This is a genomic window from Rhodohalobacter sulfatireducens (genome assembly GCF_022012475.1).
Lineage (GTDB): Bacteria > Bacteroidota > Rhodothermia > Balneolales > Balneolaceae > Rhodohalobacter > Rhodohalobacter sulfatireducens.
In genome coordinates, this window is record NZ_JAKLWS010000005.1 from 44,936 (window position 1) to 61,183 (window position 16,248).

Sequence of the window (16,248 nt, forward strand, 5' to 3'; positions counted from 1 at the left end):
TAGAAGATTCTGTTTGTTAAATATATTTACAGGCGTGTTATTACTTCTATTATCGTGCACTGTTTTGTATTTTAGTTCCATTGAATAACAAACCTGCAATAGCAGATTTCATTTTAATTTTCTCTTTTTTTCGGGATAGAGCCGGATAAAGCTCATTTGAAAAATTGAATTAACAAATATCCTATAACTAAAAAAGACTTTAGATAAGATAATGGCGGAGCAAAATTTAGAAAATATTGATTTGGAGCAGTACCCTCATATAAATAAAGGACTTGCCGGTATTGTTGCTTTCTCAACCACTAAAAGTTTCATTGACGGACAAACAGGTGATCTTATTTATGCAGGTTATCACATCGATACACTTGCTGAAAATGCCACCTTTGAAGAAGTTTGCTTTTTGCTATGGAATGACCGCCTTCCGAACCAAGAGGAGTTAGATGAGCTGCACAATAAATTGCGTAGTGAAAGACAACTACCGGAACCTGTTATTGAATATATTAAAAACACTAGGAAAGATGCCGAACCAATGGCTGTACTCCGAACCGCTGTGTCGATGCTTGCGGATTTCCAGGATGATTCCAATGATACAAATCATGCAATCGCAGTAACGGCTCAGATTCCAACAATCATTGCCGCTTTCGATCGCGTTCGAAATGGAAAAGAAGTTGTTTCTCCACTTGACGAAGGAAGCACGGCTTTCAATTTTCTATATATGTTGAACGGTGAAAAACCCGGACAGGCAGCCGAAAAAACAATGAATCTTTGCCTCGTACTTCATGCCGAGCATGGAATGAATGCTTCCACTTTTACATGCCGAACAATTTGTGCCACCGAATCTGATATGTTTTCTGCAGTAACAGGTGCCATCGGAGCATTGAAAGGCCCCCTTCATGGCGGAGCTAATACGGCTGTGATGAATATGTTGCTTAACCTTAAAGAGCAAGGTGAGAATGCAGACCCTGTTAAATTCACAAAAGAGAAACTGAATAAGAAAGAAAAAATGATGGGTTTTGGGCACAGGGTTTACAAAACCTTTGATCCAAGAGCCGTTCATCTGCGAAAAATGTCGAAAGAACTTTCTGAGGAAACCGGTCATGAATACCTTTATGAGTGGTCTGAAGCGATGGTAAAAACGATGAAAGAAGAGAAAAATATTGATCCGAATGTGGATTTCTTCTCTGCGTCAGTTTACTACTCTATCGGAATTCAACCCGACCTTTATACTTGTATTTTTACTATGAGCCGGATTTCCGGGTGGACCGCTCACTTCTTTGAACAAAAAGCCAACAATCGATTGATTCGTCCAAGAGCCTTATACGTCGGAGAAAAAAATCTCGACTGGGTTCCTGTTGAAGACAGATAAAAGAAAAGCTTAATTAAAAGCCCTGTATAGCTATAAGTTATACAGGGCTTTTTTATTGAAGTAAATTGAAGATAAACTTTTTGTTATTTCAAAGCACTTCTTCAACAGGTGTATAGTCCATCTCAAATGCTTCGGCAACGTCTTTGTATACAATTTTACCATCTACAATATTTAAACCTTTCAGAAGCTCTACATCATCTTCAAGGGCCTTCTTCCAGCCTTTATTGGCTATTTGCACCGCATATGGTAACGTTACATTCGTGAGTCCCATGGTTGATGTGTACGGAACAGCACCCGGCATATTTGCCACACAATAATGAACTACATCATCTATGATAAAGATAGGATCATCATGAGTTGTCGGTTTCGACGTTTCAAAACACCCCCCCTGGTCTATAGCAACATCAACCATGACCGTGCCCGGCCTCATCAACCCAAGCATATCTTTTCTAATTAAATTTGGGGCTTTGGCTCCGGGAATAAGCACTGCACCAATAATCAAATCAGTATCAGCCAACAAATTTCGAATATTCCCCTCTGTTGAATAGAGGGTTCGAACGTTTTTTGGCATGACATCATCGAGGTAACGGAGTTTTTGAACATTTACATCCAGGATGGTTGTATTAGCCCCCATTCCCGCCGCAATTTTTGCTGCGTTCACTCCAACAATTCCGCCGCCCAGTACAATCACGTTTGCAGGTGCTACTCCCGGAATCCCGCCCATCAAGATCCCTCTCCCACCGCTTGATTTTTCGAGGTATTTTGCACCTTCTTGAGAAGCCATTCGCCCGGCCACTTCACTCATGGGAATCAGAAGTGGAAGCGAACCGTTTTTCTTTTCTACAGTTTCGTAAGCAATGGCCACTGCTCCGGAATCGCGTACGGCTTCTGTTAACTCCTGGCTTGCGGCAAAGTGGAAGTAAGTAAATATAATTTGTCCTTCTCTCATCCTTGGGTATTCAACGGCGATCGGTTCTTTAACTTTCATAATCATATCCGACTGCCCCCAAATCTCCTCAACGTTTTCTACTATCTCCGCCCCTCTTTCCTCATACATCTCATTTGTAAATCCACTTCCGAGGCCGGCTTCGTTTTCAACTAAAACTTTATGACCATGTCTTTTAAGTTGAAGAACTCCTGCCGGTTGTACGGATACCCGGTTCTCTTGTGATTTAATCTCTTTTGGAACTCCAATAATCATATTTCTAACCCTATATTTTGATGGATATTTTCCTAATAAAGGTAGAAAAATTTAACCTAAATTATGAGAGTGTATAGAGATTTGTTGTAAGATATCAACTACTGAATCTTGTAAAATTAAATTCTGAGAATTGTCTATTTCGAACTCTTTTGTATAGCCTTAATTTTTGCAATTCCCTTATCAGTAAGTGTGATATGGCCATATAAAAAAGGGCCGCCTATTGTGGTGAGCTCAATCAGTTTTTGATCACTCATATACTCGAAATAGTATCGGATCTCTTTTCTGCCGAAATCGAGATTTTTGTTTAGTTCCTCAACCGAAATCTTATACCCGGATTCATAGTCGCTGATTTCGGCCGCTTCACTTAAAATTTTCTCGCACTTTTTATTGAAACCTTTTCCAATTAACATCCGACTGTAGATTTATGAGTGATACTTAGTGTTTATGGATGTTATAGATTCATCAATATAGCTTATGAAAGGGTTAACTAACTGTTAAGCTATTGTTAAGAATCCTATATTTTAAACCCTACTTTTGAATACATTATTTTGAGTTCGGTTGCAGAAGTGATTATCATCCTACCCAATTAATCTTTATGATTTCAAAAGAAATTTTATCAAAAATCCGTAAGCTTGAAATTCACACCAAAGGGTTGGTGAACAACATCTTTAGTGGTGAATATCAATCTGCTTTCAAAGGTCGTGGAATGGAGTTCTCTGAAGTCCGTGAATACACGTTTGGAGATGACGTCCGGCAGATCGACTGGAATGTAACCGCCCGCAGTTCGGAACCATACATTAAAGTATTTGAGGAGGAGCGTGAGCAGACTCTCATGCTCTGTGTGGATATATCCCCAAGTGGATATTTTGGCAGCCATTCTCAAACTAAAATGGAACTCGCCATCGAAATCTGTGCTGTATTGGCTTTCAGTGCTATCAAAAATGGAGATAAGGTTGGTTTGGTCCTGTTTTCGGATAAAATTGAAAAAGTAGTTCCACCCAAAAAAGGTCGTACTCATGTGTTACGCTTAATCAGGGAACTTTATACAACCGAACCCGACGGAACCTCCACCAATATCGGTGAAGCACTTTCGTATGTGAACCGGTTATTAACGCGTCGATCTATTCTTGTCTTGGCTTCAGATTTCCAGGATGAAAACTTTGAGAAACAGCACAGAATCACTACTCAAAAACACGATCTTGTGAATCTTGTGATTAATGACAGGCTTGAAGAGGATCTGCCGGATATCGGAATAGTTCCTTTCAGAGATGCCGAAACAGGAAAAGAATCACTCGTAGATACATCCAGCAAAAAAGTTCGTGAAGCATACCGAAAGCGGGTTCAGGAGAGGAAAAAATCACTTCAGGAATACTTCCTCAAAAACAAAATGGATTCGATAGATGTGTACACAAACGAGTCGTACATCAAACCGCTCATCAACTTTTTCCAACGCAGAATCAGTCGATTTTAAGATTTAGTTCATCGCCAGCTCATCAGGTTCTTGTACAGAATTCAGCATATTGTCGAATCTTTGGACTCTCATCATGAACTCATCCATGTATATTTCCTGAAGTCCCTCAGAAGGCGGGAAATCATATGTTACCGAATTAACAGGTGATCCATGTTTATAGAGCCTGTAGCAAAGATGTGGTCCCGTTGCAAGGCCTGTTTGACCAACATATCCAATTACCTGGCCTTGCTCTACATTTGCACCGGCATGAATTCCTCTTGCAAAACGGCTCATATGCAAATAAGCGGTTTTGTATACACTGTTATGCTTGATCTGAACAATGTTACCATTTCCACCTCTGCGTTGAGCCTCCGTTACAACTCCGTCACCGGCAGCAAGAATGGGCGTCCCCGAGGGCGCTGCATAATCCGTTCCGTAGTGAGGACGATTTCTTTTTAGAATTGGGTGATATCTGTTTCTTGAAAAACTTGAGCTGATTCGCGGATTGTATTCAAAAGGTACTCTCATCATTTCGCGCCGCATGCTGTTTCCTTCCGGGTCATAGTAACCGCTGTCATCACCATAATCGTAATAGTAAGCCCGCAGCTCTTTTCCGCGATGAACAAATTCTGCTGCCCGAACTTTACCTATCCCGATATATTCACCGTTCACGTATCGATCTTCATACACAGCTTTAAACTGATCCCCCATCTGTAGTGCATAAAAATCAACTGTCCAAGCATAGATATTTGCCAATTCAACCACCAGCCGCTGCGATACCTCTTGTTCCATCAAGGCATTGGCAAGTGAGCTGTGAATGGTACCCGATATAGTTCGAACAACGGTATCAATTGGAATAGAACCATTCTCAATTGTGATTTCATCTTTCCAGTTGATGGTTGTAAACTCCGTCGGTGAACGATGCCAGACAAATGCAAAAACACCCGAATCATCCCGATATAATCGATAGTCCTGCCCTGGAATCATTCTGTTCAGCCTGACAATACCATTTGCCTCTTGCTGGATTTGATGAATCTTCTCCGGTGATACGCCCTGACCATTTAAAATAATATAGAGCGATTCATTTCGATTAATTTCATCATCCAGTATTTCAATATCAGCTATTTTCATCCCATATTCGTCGACTTCCGGAGCAGGTGGAATCTCAGAAAGATTTTGGGTGGTAATAGACTCTTTTTCGGGGTAGTGAATTGCACTGTGGCTCCACTGAATGAGCAGAAGGATGATCACAGATGTAAGAGACACAAGAGCTAAATGTTTTTTTGGCATACAGTCAGTTTATTTGAGAAGCATGGCTGTAGATGATTTTCAAAGAAAATAATAGAATTGCTCTTTTAATCATAATTGAATTGTGTATTTAATAAACCATTTCCACTTTCGTTAAAGCATTCGTTATCTTATGGACTTGTAAATTTTTTGAGTATTGAAACTGAATCATAACTGACTACGTGAAACCGGCAAGATTTACTGCTTTTTTGATTCTCATTTTAAGCTTCACGGCTTTGGCCGAAGCGCAACAAGTTCACACTTATGTGGGTACTGATTCTCTCCAGGTCGGCGACACATTTACCTATACCATTGTTTTTGATGGAAATTACAGCAGCATTCAGTTTCCCGACGAAGAAAATTTTGAAGAAGATCTTTCGGTAAATTCAATCCAGAGATATCAATCGCCCGCAGGAAGAGACAGTATTGTCTATAATCTCCAGTTTTTTGCGATTGAGGACTTAACCATAGAGTCAAAAGAGATTACCGTACAAACGGAAGAGAGTGATACGACTTTTACAACAGCCCCCGTACCACTTTTCTTTAAAACTTCCCTGGCAGCAGATGATGATGAATTCCGTCCCATGAAGCCCATTTTTGATTTTGCCAGAACCTGGTGGCCATGGATTCTCGGTTTGATTGTTCTGCTAATCGCCGGGTATTATTTTTACCAATGGTATTCAAACCGTGAAGTCCCGGAAGAACCAGAAACCGAAGAACCTGCCCCACCTGCTCCGTTCTCGAGTCCACTCGACGAACTCAAGGAAACAATATCCAGTCTTACAGATGTTGAAGACCTCGTGACTGAAGAACAGTTCGAGCAATTTTATATCGATCTGGGGGATGCAATACGGCTTTACATAAAACGGGTTTATGAATTCCAGGCTTTGGAAATGACAACTTCCGAAATCACGCTCACTCTCCAGGAAGAACTTGCACCGCCTAAATTGATCTCCATAACCCGAAAAGTTCTGAATGAAGCTGATATTGTGAAATTTGCAAACTTTAATCCAGGTACAAAGGGAGCTAAATCGGCCCGGGAAACGGCTCAAACATTTATTGAAACTGCAGATGTAGTAAATTTCGAGCAGATCAAGTACATGAAGTACAAGTACGAAGTAAAGCATGGTATTCGTGAGGACAACATCAAACAAACAACCGAAAAGCCGTCATGACCTGGGCAAATCCTGAATTTTTCTGGCTGCTGATCCTGATCCCGCTTTACATCGGGTATAAGGTGTGGTTTGTACTTACGAAAAAAGATCCATCTCTTACGTTTTCATCAACAAACTTTTTAAAAGATTTGCCCGGTAATTATCGTGCTTATCTTATTTGGTTAACGCCGGTTCTGTATGTAGCTGCTTATACCCTATTTGTAGTAGCGTTGGCTCGTCCGCAGTTGGAAAATTCAAATATCGAGAGAAGTGCAGAGGGGATCGATATTATCATGAGTATCGACATCTCATCTTCCATGCTGGCAGAGGATATTTCTCCCAACCGTTTATCAGCGGCAAAATCTGTGGCATCTGACTTTATCAATGAGCGGCTTTCAGACCGAATTGGAATCAATGTTTTTGCACGCGAGAGTTTTACAGTAGTCCCTCCTACCCTGGATCATGATCTCGTAAAGAATATGCTGGAAACCATTGATGTCGGGACGGTTCGAGACGGTACGGCTATCGGGATGGGAATTGCCACCTCTATTAACCGCCTGAGGGATAGTGAGGCGGAAAGCAAAGTGATTATTCTTTTGACGGATGGGATGAATAATGCCGGTGAGATCGACCCAATTACGGCTGGTGAGATGGCCGCTACGTTTGGAATCAGAATTTATACTTTAGGAATTGGAACGAGAGGAACAGCCCCCTACCCTGTAGATGATCCGGTGTTTGGCAGACGTTACCAAAATGTGGAAGTCAATATCGATGAAGAGATGCTCACTCAGGTTGCAAATCAAACCGGAGGACAGTATTACAGGGCTACTGACCTGCAGGAGCTAATCGCCATTTATGATGAAATTGACCAGTTGGAACAATCAGAAATCGAAGAGATTATTTATATCGACCGGGAAGACCTGTATCCCTGGTATCTTGGTTCCGGAATACTGCTTTTGTTGTTGGGTTTTTTAAACGAACGATTTTTCGCACGGTCGCCCTTGTTCTACTCTTGAGAAAATGAGTATCAGTAAAATATGATTGAGCAGATTACATCAGCTATTCAGCAAAATTTAGGATTAACGACCTCAAAAATTGCTGATTTTTTAAACCAGAAGAAGATCCTGGAATGGGATGGCTTTACGGGATCATCGGCAAATTTTCTTTTGGCCGATCTTCTGAAGAAAGAAAGTACACTTCTCTATATCGCCAAAGATTTTGAAAAGGCGGCCTCCGTTGCATCCGATTTTGAAGAGATGGGCGTTTCGAATATTTACCTCTTCCCTCCCACCAGAAATAAACCGTATGATCACGAGAAGGTGGTTGATATGTCGATCATGGTACAGCGCTCTGAAGTGTTAGAGATGCTAAAAGAGAAGCCATCGCTGACCATTATTGCCTCAGTGGATGCCATTACGGAAAAACTCGTGCCGGCAAGCCAATTTTACGAGTCGTCCATTCACTTGGAAAAGGGTGACGAATATCCACCTAACAAACTTTCCGAGAAGCTTGCAGATCAGGGATACAGGGCAACACGATTTGTAGATGCACCGGGCGAGTATGCCATTCGCGGAGGGATTTTTGATGTATTTCCTTTTTCCGGAGAGTACCCGGTTCGGCTTGAATTTTTTGGTGATGAGATCGATTCAATTCGAGAGTTTGACCCCGATTCACAACGATCCATAGCTTTTTTGAATGATACACGGTTAGTTCCAAACGCTGCTTCATCAGAAAATGGGAATAAGGAAAGTTTGATGACCTATTTGCCTGAAGATGCAATTCTCGCCGCTGAGGATACCGACTTGATCCATGAAGAGATTCAGCAACATTTTGAAAAAGCAGAAGAAGTCTACCAAAAGATCGACCAGGAAAAACATTCGCCACCTTCATCAGAATATTTAGGCGTGCATGAATGGGATGAGGCGGTACAAGCTTATGGGATGATTATGCTTGGTAGCTTTAATCAAAATATTACGGCGGATAAAACAATGTCCCTGGGCACTTCTCCGCATCCATCATTCAATGGGAGTTTTAAACTGCTTCGGGATTTTATAACTGATCAGACCAAAAAACAAGTTCACACCTATATTCTCACCGATCATGAGAATCAGAAAGACCGATTTGAAAATATCTTAGGTGAATCGGGAAACGATTTTCAGTACAGCGTACTCATACAAAATCTTCAGGAAGGCTTTTTACTACCGCAGAATAAACTCGCAATCCTCACTGATCACCAAATCTTCAATCGGTACCACCGTCCACGGATCAAACGGAAGCGGGTACGAGGCGGGATCTCTTTCAAAGAGATGAAGGACTTAAATATCGGTGACTATGTTGTCCACGTTGATTACGGTATTGGGAAGTTTGCAGGATTCAAAAAAATAGAAGTCCGCGGAGCTGTCCAGGAAACCGCCGTTCTGAGATATAAGGAAGATTCCATCCTCTACGTGAATGTTTCCAGCCTCCACAAACTCCAGAAATATTCCGGGAAGGAGGGCAAAGTCCCGCGAATTACAAAGCTTGGCTCCGGTCAATGGGCTCGAAAAAAGGCCAGCACCAAGAAAAAAGTTAAAGACATTGCGAAGGAGCTGATTGAACTTTATGCCAAACGTAAAGCTCAGAAAGCTTACGAATTTTCAACAGACAATGCGTGGCAAACCGAGATGGAAGCACGGTTTGAGTTCGAAGAAACGCCTGACCAAATGGATGCCATTAACGCAGTCAAGAACGATATGGAATCTTCCCAACCGATGGATAGACTGATCTGTGGTGATGTTGGGTTTGGTAAAACGGAAGTCGCTATTCGTGCTGCATTTAAAGCAGTGATGGATCAAAAACAGGTTGCCGTATTAGTTCCTACAACCATTTTGGCCGACCAGCATTATAAAACGTTTTGCAAACGGATGGAGGAGTTCCCGGTTAAAATTGATGTTATCTCCAGATTTAGAACGAAAGCCGAGCAGAAGCAGATTATCAAAGATCTGAAAGAAGGAAAAACAGATATTTTGATTGGCACCCATCGAATTGTCTCCAAAGATGTGAGATTCAAGAACCTTGGTTTGATGGTGATTGACGAGGAGCAGCGATTTGGCGTCTCCGTGAAAGAGAAACTTAAAGAGTTCAGGGCAACGGTTGATGTGCTCACTCTTACGGCCACACCGATTCCAAGAACGCTTCAGTTCTCCCTGATGGGCGCACGCGACCTCAGCATTATCAACACTCCACCCCCGAACCGTCAACCGGTCTACACCGAAATTCACAGTTTTGATGAATCGCTAATTCGAGATGCTATCATCCAGGAAATTTCTCGTGGCGGCCAGGTCTTTTTTATTCATAATCGTGTAAAAAATATTGAAGAAGTAGCCGGAATGATTCGGGAACTTGTTCCGGATATTCGCGTTCGTTTTGCTCACGGTCAGATGACGGGATCCAAGCTCGAAAAGATAATCAGTGATTTCTATCTAAATAAATTCGATGTCCTTGTATCCACTAACATTGTTGAAAACGGAATTGATATCGCCAATGCAAATACAATGATTATCAACAATGCGAATAATTTTGGATTATCTGAACTGCACCAGTTGCGTGGAAGAGTTGGGCGATCAAATCGTAAAGCCTACTGTTATTTAATCACTCCACCCGTAAATACACTCTCTCCCGAAGCCCGAAAACGTCTTACTGCACTCGAAGAGTTTTCTGACCTGGGATCGGGCTTTAACATCGCGATGCGGGATCTTGACATTCGCGGAGCCGGAGACATTCTGGGAGCCGAACAAAGCGGCTACATTTCTGATATTGGATTCGAACTCTACACGAAAATTCTAGATGATGCCGTTCGCGAATTAAAGGAAACGGAGTACAGTGCGCTCTTTAAGCATGAAGAGAAGAAAATTGACTATCCCGACACAAAAGTTGAGTTCGATCTCTCAGCTTATCTCGAAAACTCTTATGTACAAGACAGTGTGGAGCGACTCAACTTATATCGAAAACTTTCTGAGGTTGAGAATCTCGAGCAGATCGATGAGTGGAAAAATGAGTTGGAAGACCGGTTTGGTGATATCCCTGACAGCGGAACCAACCTGATGAAAGCTGCAAAAATTAAGTTTTTGGCATCGAGATTATTTTTCAAAAAGGTAACCGTTCGTTCGGACAGAATGTGGCTGCTCTGCCCTAAAAATGAGAGTGACCTGGGTGACCATTTTTATGATGAAGGACATTTTCAAAGCACAATGAAGAAAATCCAAAGTTTTGAAGATAATCCGTTTCAAGTTGTTCAGAAAAATGATGCCGTTACATTTGTGATATCAAATATTGCCGATGTGGATGAGGCAATTGAATACTTGAAAACTCTGCGAAATGCTGAAGTTGCCGAAAGTGAACCGGTATGAAAGTGACTCTTGAAAAAGCATCGGAATTAATCAAACAGGGAGAAACTGTAGCGATTCCAACCGAAACCGTCTATGGCCTTGCTGCTGATGCTTTCAATATAAATGCCGTAAAAAAAATTTTTGAGCAGAAAGGTCGCCCGGCAGATAATCCTTTGATCGTTCACATCTGTGATTTAAATCAATTACAAGATGTGGCCAAAGATTTTTCCGATGATTTGCAAAAACTAACCGACCGCTTTTGGCCGGGTCCTTTGAGTGTTGTTTTAAAAAAGAGAAAATCTGTTCCGGACATTGTTACCGGAGGTTTGGATACGGTAGCTGTACGAATGCCTGATCATCCGTTGACGCTGGAACTCATCAAAAAAACCGGCCCGTTGACAGCACCAAGTGCAAATAAATCGGGTCGCCCCAGTCCTACAAATCCCAGACATGTCATCGAAGACTTTGGAGATGATTTTCCCATCCTGGACGGTGGCGCATCTAAACTGGGATTGGAATCTACCGTCCTGGATTTGAGCGGTGACTCTATTACGATTCTTCGTCCCGGATTTGTCGATTCAAAGATGATTCAAGATCTGCTCAAAAAAGAAGTGAAGCTGATAGCCGAATCAGATAAAAAGTCTGGAAAAAAAAGTCCCGGAACTCGCTTTACACATTATAAGCCAAAAGCTTCTGTAAAATGGCTGGATTATTCCGTAAAAAACATCAGTGATTCTGACAGTTATTTCATCTTCCATTCAAAAACAATCAAATCCTCAAACCGGAAAAATGTTCACACCTACCAAGGTGACTATTCATCATTGGCTAGAGACCTGTATGATCACTTTCGAACTGCAGACTATATCTCCTGCAGTACGATTTATATTGAACCGTTCACGGACGAAAAAATACACCCTTTAATTCCCGCTCTCAAAGACCGAATTAAACGCGCAATTAGTTCCTGATTCAGCCCAAATCTGATTAAAGCGGCAAATTCTACACAGGGTAAGACAAATTAATCCATCCTCTAAAACCCTGTTTTTATATACATTTTTGCGCTTTTAGAAAAGAAAGAAAATTCAAAAAAACACAATAATCTGGAGGATAGTTCATAGAAAAAAAAATAAAAAAAATCCAAACGATTTGAAGTTAAAAGTGTGTTGAGGGTTAAAATTGATTCGAAAGTCAAGTAAAATTAAACCAACCCAAAAATAAAATGGATTCGAAGATAGTAACTAAAATTAACACACTTTTGCTCATAGCTTTAGTGAGTTTTGGATTATTCATCTCATGCAGTGATGATAACAACGGCGGCGGAATGGACCCCGACCCAGATACCAATACTAACATAGTTGAGACAGCCACCGATGACGGCAATTTCGACATACTCGTGCAAGCCATTCAAGATGCCGGATTGGCAGATGCACTTCAGGGTACCGGCCCTTTCACCGTATTTGCACCAACTGATGATGCTTTTGACGGATTGCCTGATGGCGTACTTGAAAGCCTTACAACAGAACAATTAGCTGAAATACTTCAATTTCACGTAATATCAGGTGCGGCAATATCATCCGGCAGTCTTGCTGCAACACAAGATGTAGAAACTCTGCTTGGAGAAGAGATTCTTGTGCAAGCAAATGGCGGAGTTACTGTTAACGGGTCTGCAAACGTGATTACTGCAGATGTAGAAGCTTCTAATGGAATCATTCACGCGATCGACTCAATTCTATTACCGCAAAGTATTAGAATAGCACTTGGACTCCCTAACATCGTTGATCAAGCTGTTGAACTCGGCAATTTTACAACTCTTGCAGGCGCTCTCGAGCAAGTTGGACTTACAACTACACTCAAGTACACAGGTGATTATACTGTATTTGCGCCGAGCGATGATGCATTCAGTGCTCTTCCGGATGGACTTCTCGGAAGTTTAACTGATGAGCAATTGACTGAAATTCTTACTTATCATGTACTTTCCGGCGAAGTATTTGCAGACGATTTAGGAGCTGAACAAGCCCCGGCTTCACTTGAAGGTGGAGAAGTGTTTGTAACGAAAGATGGTGACGGTAATGTGACGGTTAATGGATCAGCTTCCGTGGTCGCTGCAGATGTTGATGTTACAAATGGTGTTATTCATGCCATAGACCAGGTAATTCTTCCTGATGCATACGGCACCGTTGTTGATGCTGCTTCCAAACGCTATGATTTTGAAACGCTGGTCAGCGCTGTAGTTGATGCCGGATTGGCTGACGCACTGTCTGCAGCCGATGGAACTTTTACCGTATTTGCACCAACCGATGATGCCTTCGCAGCTCTTCCGGAGGGTCTCCTGGCAAGCCTGTCAGTAGAACAACTAGCTACTATCCTGAGTTACCATGTTTTACCGGTTGAAGTAGCTTCCGGTGATTTAGAAGATGAGCAAGCTCCTGCTTCACTAACTGACGAGGCAGTTTATGTGACTGTGGCGGACGGTAATGTTACTGTGAATGGATCTGCAGGTGTTGTTGCAGCTGACATTGCTACCAGTAACGGAACAATTCATGCCATTGATCAAGTAATACTTCCGAATGCATTTTTGGATATTGTTGGGATAGCTTCTAAAAACTATATGCTGAGTACTTTAGTCACATTGGTTGCTGATGCTGATCTCGTTTCAACTCTCCAGGGAGATGGACCATTTACAGTGTTTGCGCCGACCAACGCTGCATTCGAAGCTGTAAGTGAAACATTAGAAACCTTAACACCTGAGCAGGTAGAAGAGGTACTTTTATACCATACTGCTGCCACAGAGGCGCTTTCTGGTAGTCTTTCAGATGGAATGACGGTAACAACAGTCCAGGGAGAAGATATTACTGTTAATATTGATGGAGAAGGAAATGTAACTTTGAACGGCTCCGTGAATGTTACTACAGTTGACCTCCAGGGAACGAACGGTGTAATTCATATTATAGATGGTGTGTTATTACCACCAAGCTACACTGATTAATTAAGTTAGCGCAAGTTAGTACCATTACCCTAAAAAGAGAAAGGCAGTATGTTTTACGTACTGCCTTTTTTCTTTTAAAAAACCATTTAGAACCCTACCAAGTCCAGCGATAAAGAACAGGATTTTTTTGTACCCAGTGGTTCTTTCCGGGATAAGCTATTCTCATATTTACAAGTGGCCAATACATTTTATGATAAATTCTACCCGGTTTGATGTATTCAGAAATACCTTTAGCTTCCTCAATTCCAACTTCCGATCTCATTAGTAGCCTACCACCAAAGCGTTGATAAAAAGGGCCACTATCCAAGATTTCATCTAATTGTAAATACATTTCTGAATCTTTCGCCTTAGCCCGAATCTTACGTGCCGTCTTCAACCCGAATAGGGATAATTCATGGTTGGATGTTTCAATATCATTACATCGTAAAATTTCTCCACTTTTATCAATCAGCCAGGCCTTTTTTTCCCAAATTTCATTTTTATTCATCAAGTAATATACAAACGTAGAGTTGTTGAGATGATATCGACCCCAGTACCACTCAACAAAACTCTCTTTTAGAGGTTCGAATCCCACATTATGATCGTGATATCCTAAACCATTAAAATTTATTTCCTCATCATGGTACCCTGAAACCTTAATGTTCCCCGATACATGACATGAAGGCATCACCAGATTCCATTCATGAGATTCTTGTCCATTATCTTTTGAAGGACTGAACGGCTGAGACTGCCGGTCTGCACTGAATGTAAGATCGGCTACAATTGAATCTCCATTAGAAAGTGACTGGTCTAATGAAATTGAATATTCAAGTCGGGTTTGGTGACTTCGACCTTCAAAACGGTTATTTTCTACTCTTCCTTTTGGCAGTTTATTTGAATATTCCGCTGATTTTGAATCAACTTCCCGAAAAGAGTAATAGATTGGTTTACTACCTTTATAAATCGATATACTGATAGCCGGATACTGTTCTGCATTAGCGGATGAATTTTTCTCTTGGGCCTCTATATATCTTCGGGAAAATGGGTTTCCTTCATAAAAAATGATGACAAGTTTGTACCCGTCTGTGGATTGTGCATCAAAGTACCACCACTCATAACTCCCTGAAATCTTCTTCTCGGTTTTCGTATCCTTTGAGTAATTTGATATTATATTCATAGCATCAAAAGAATGGTAAGGGCATTGATTTCGTTCTTAACCTCTACCATTTTAACGACAATATCATGGCAATACAAGTAATTACCTGGCTTCTTTTTTTTGCTTTAATTTACCTATTGATCACTTCCCTGATTTTTATTCGAAACCGATTCGAACTTACCCCTCTTAGTACTTCACCAACATCTACCGAAAATCCAAAAGTATCTGTCTGTATTCCTGCAAGGAATGAAGAAAATAAAATTGGGAAACTGTTGGCATCTCTCGAAAATCAAACCTGGGAAAATTATTCGGTACATGTTATGGACGACCAATCCGCAGACCGAACATTTGAAATCGCTGAATCATATCAAAAAAAATTCCCAAACAATTTTTTTGTTCATAAGGGCGAAGACAAACCGGGTAACTGGTTAGGGAAACCCTGGGCATGCTACCAGTTATCAAAAAAATCTGATGGAGATATCCTTCTTTTTCTTGATGCAGATACTGAGGTTGCTCCAACAATGCTTGAGCACACCGTGAACTCCATGAATCACTACGAGTTAGATATGTTGACTGTTTGGCCCCGTCAAAAACTGATTACCTTTTGGGAAAACACCATCATCCCTGTGGTCTACTATACTTTATTAACATTGCTGCCTTCTATTTATGTCTACAGGGATCCAAGATGGATGCCATCAAAACTGCGAAAAAAGATGGCTCCTAAATTTGCAGCTGCCTGCGGCCAATGTATTGCTTTCAGACGTGATACATATGGAAAAATTGGCGGCCATGAAGCAGTTAAAGATCAAGTCGTAGAAGATGTAGAACTCGCAAAAACTATAAAAAAAAATGGATATGTCTTGCGAATGTTCAGTGGAATCGGCTCTGTAACCTGCCGGATGTATAATAATAGTAAAGAGATATTTGAAGGATTGAGAAAAAACTTTTTATTGGGTTTCAATGAGAATATACCTGCATTTATCATTGCAGGGCTGCTTCATTTAATAGTATTTGTATTGCCATTTTTTACACTCATTTTTTCGTTATTAATCTTTGATCCTACAATCTTTTTTCTTTCAATTGCATGTATCTCATTCATTCTTACTTTGAGATTAATTCTTGCTTTATGGTATCGTAATAATCCTTTGTTTGCATTTACACATCCCATTGCAGTTCTTTGGTTTCAGCTATTGGCTATTGTAAAGATCCGGGATTATTACAGCAGCAGTACAATCGTTTGGAAAGGCAGAGAAGTTTAAAATCAATCCTTTAACAGCTGTTTATTTTTATTGAATTAGATTGCATATT

At 41.0% G+C, this 16,248-nt stretch carries 12 protein-coding genes; 8 read left to right on the top strand and 4 right to left on the bottom strand.

What is annotated here, in order from left to right; genetic code table 11:
• Positions 1 to 211: 211 nt before the first annotated feature.
• Positions 212 to 1,363, top strand: a complete 1,152-nt coding sequence (locus L6773_RS05700) for a citrate/2-methylcitrate synthase (RefSeq protein WP_237852898.1) — start codon at positions 212 to 214, stop codon at positions 1,361 to 1,363.
• An 88-nt stretch (positions 1,364 to 1,451) separates the two neighbouring features.
• Here the strand turns inward: L6773_RS05700 and ald are convergent, their stop codons facing one another.
• Both ald and L6773_RS05710 read right to left on the bottom strand, forming a co-directional pair.
• A complete protein-coding gene (gene ald, locus L6773_RS05705; protein WP_237852899.1) occupies positions 1,452 to 2,564 on the bottom strand; it encodes an alanine dehydrogenase in 1,113 nt (370 codons plus the stop codon).
• A 134-nt stretch (positions 2,565 to 2,698) separates the two neighbouring features.
• Positions 2,699 to 2,974: a hypothetical protein gene (locus tag L6773_RS05710; RefSeq protein WP_237852900.1), complete on the bottom strand. Its 276-nt coding sequence runs from the start codon at positions 2,972 to 2,974 to the stop codon at positions 2,699 to 2,701.
• Positions 2,975 to 3,159: 185 nt separating this feature from the next.
• On the opposite strand from L6773_RS05710, the gene L6773_RS05715 reads away from it, so the two are divergent.
• The gene (locus tag L6773_RS05715) at positions 3,160 to 4,035 is read left to right on the top strand and encodes a DUF58 domain-containing protein (RefSeq protein WP_237852901.1); all 876 of its coding nucleotides are present in this window, start codon (positions 3,160 to 3,162) and stop codon (positions 4,033 to 4,035) included.
• Positions 4,036 to 4,038: 3 nt separating this feature from the next.
• On the opposite strand, the gene L6773_RS05720 is transcribed toward L6773_RS05715, so the two are convergent.
• Positions 4,039 to 5,304, bottom strand: a complete 1,266-nt coding sequence (locus L6773_RS05720; RefSeq protein WP_237852902.1) for a M23 family metallopeptidase — start codon at positions 5,302 to 5,304, stop codon at positions 4,039 to 4,041.
• 179 nt (positions 5,305 to 5,483) lie between these two features.
• Here L6773_RS05720 and L6773_RS05725 point away from each other — a divergent pair, with 179 nt between their 5' ends.
• From L6773_RS05725 to L6773_RS05745, 5 genes are all read left to right on the top strand, one after another.
• Entirely contained in the window at positions 5,484 to 6,476 is a 993-nt protein-coding gene (locus L6773_RS05725) for a hypothetical protein (RefSeq protein ID WP_237852903.1), read from the top strand.
• Positions 6,473 to 7,471 carry a vWA domain-containing protein gene (locus L6773_RS05730; RefSeq protein ID WP_237852904.1) on the top strand — a complete coding sequence of 333 codons (999 nt, stop codon included), beginning with the start codon at positions 6,473 to 6,475 and terminating at the stop codon, positions 7,469 to 7,471. Before L6773_RS05725 ends, L6773_RS05730 begins: the two co-directional genes overlap by 4 nt.
• Positions 7,472 to 7,492: 21 nt before the next feature.
• Positions 7,493 to 10,843, top strand: a complete 3,351-nt coding sequence (gene mfd, locus L6773_RS05735) for a transcription-repair coupling factor (RefSeq protein ID WP_237852905.1) — start codon at positions 7,493 to 7,495, stop codon at positions 10,841 to 10,843.
• Positions 10,840 to 11,787 (top strand): L-threonylcarbamoyladenylate synthase, encoded by a 948-nt coding sequence (locus L6773_RS05740; RefSeq protein ID WP_237852906.1) that lies wholly within the window; start codon positions 10,840 to 10,842, stop codon positions 11,785 to 11,787. The genes mfd and L6773_RS05740 overlap by 4 nt, the downstream gene beginning before the upstream one ends.
• A gap of 251 nt (positions 11,788 to 12,038) precedes the next feature.
• Positions 12,039 to 13,805, top strand: a complete 1,767-nt coding sequence (locus L6773_RS05745; RefSeq protein ID WP_237852907.1) for a fasciclin domain-containing protein — start codon at positions 12,039 to 12,041, stop codon at positions 13,803 to 13,805.
• Between the two features lie 94 nt (positions 13,806 to 13,899).
• On the opposite strand, the gene L6773_RS05750 is transcribed toward L6773_RS05745, so the two are convergent.
• Entirely contained in the window at positions 13,900 to 14,961 is a 1,062-nt protein-coding gene (locus tag L6773_RS05750; protein WP_237852908.1) for a carotenoid 1,2-hydratase family protein, read from the bottom strand.
• Between the two features lie 65 nt (positions 14,962 to 15,026).
• Between L6773_RS05750 and L6773_RS05755 the strand changes: the two genes are divergently transcribed.
• Positions 15,027 to 16,199, top strand: a complete 1,173-nt coding sequence (locus L6773_RS05755) for a glycosyltransferase family 2 protein (RefSeq protein ID WP_237852909.1) — start codon at positions 15,027 to 15,029, stop codon at positions 16,197 to 16,199.
• Positions 16,200 to 16,248: the final 49 nt, after the last annotated feature.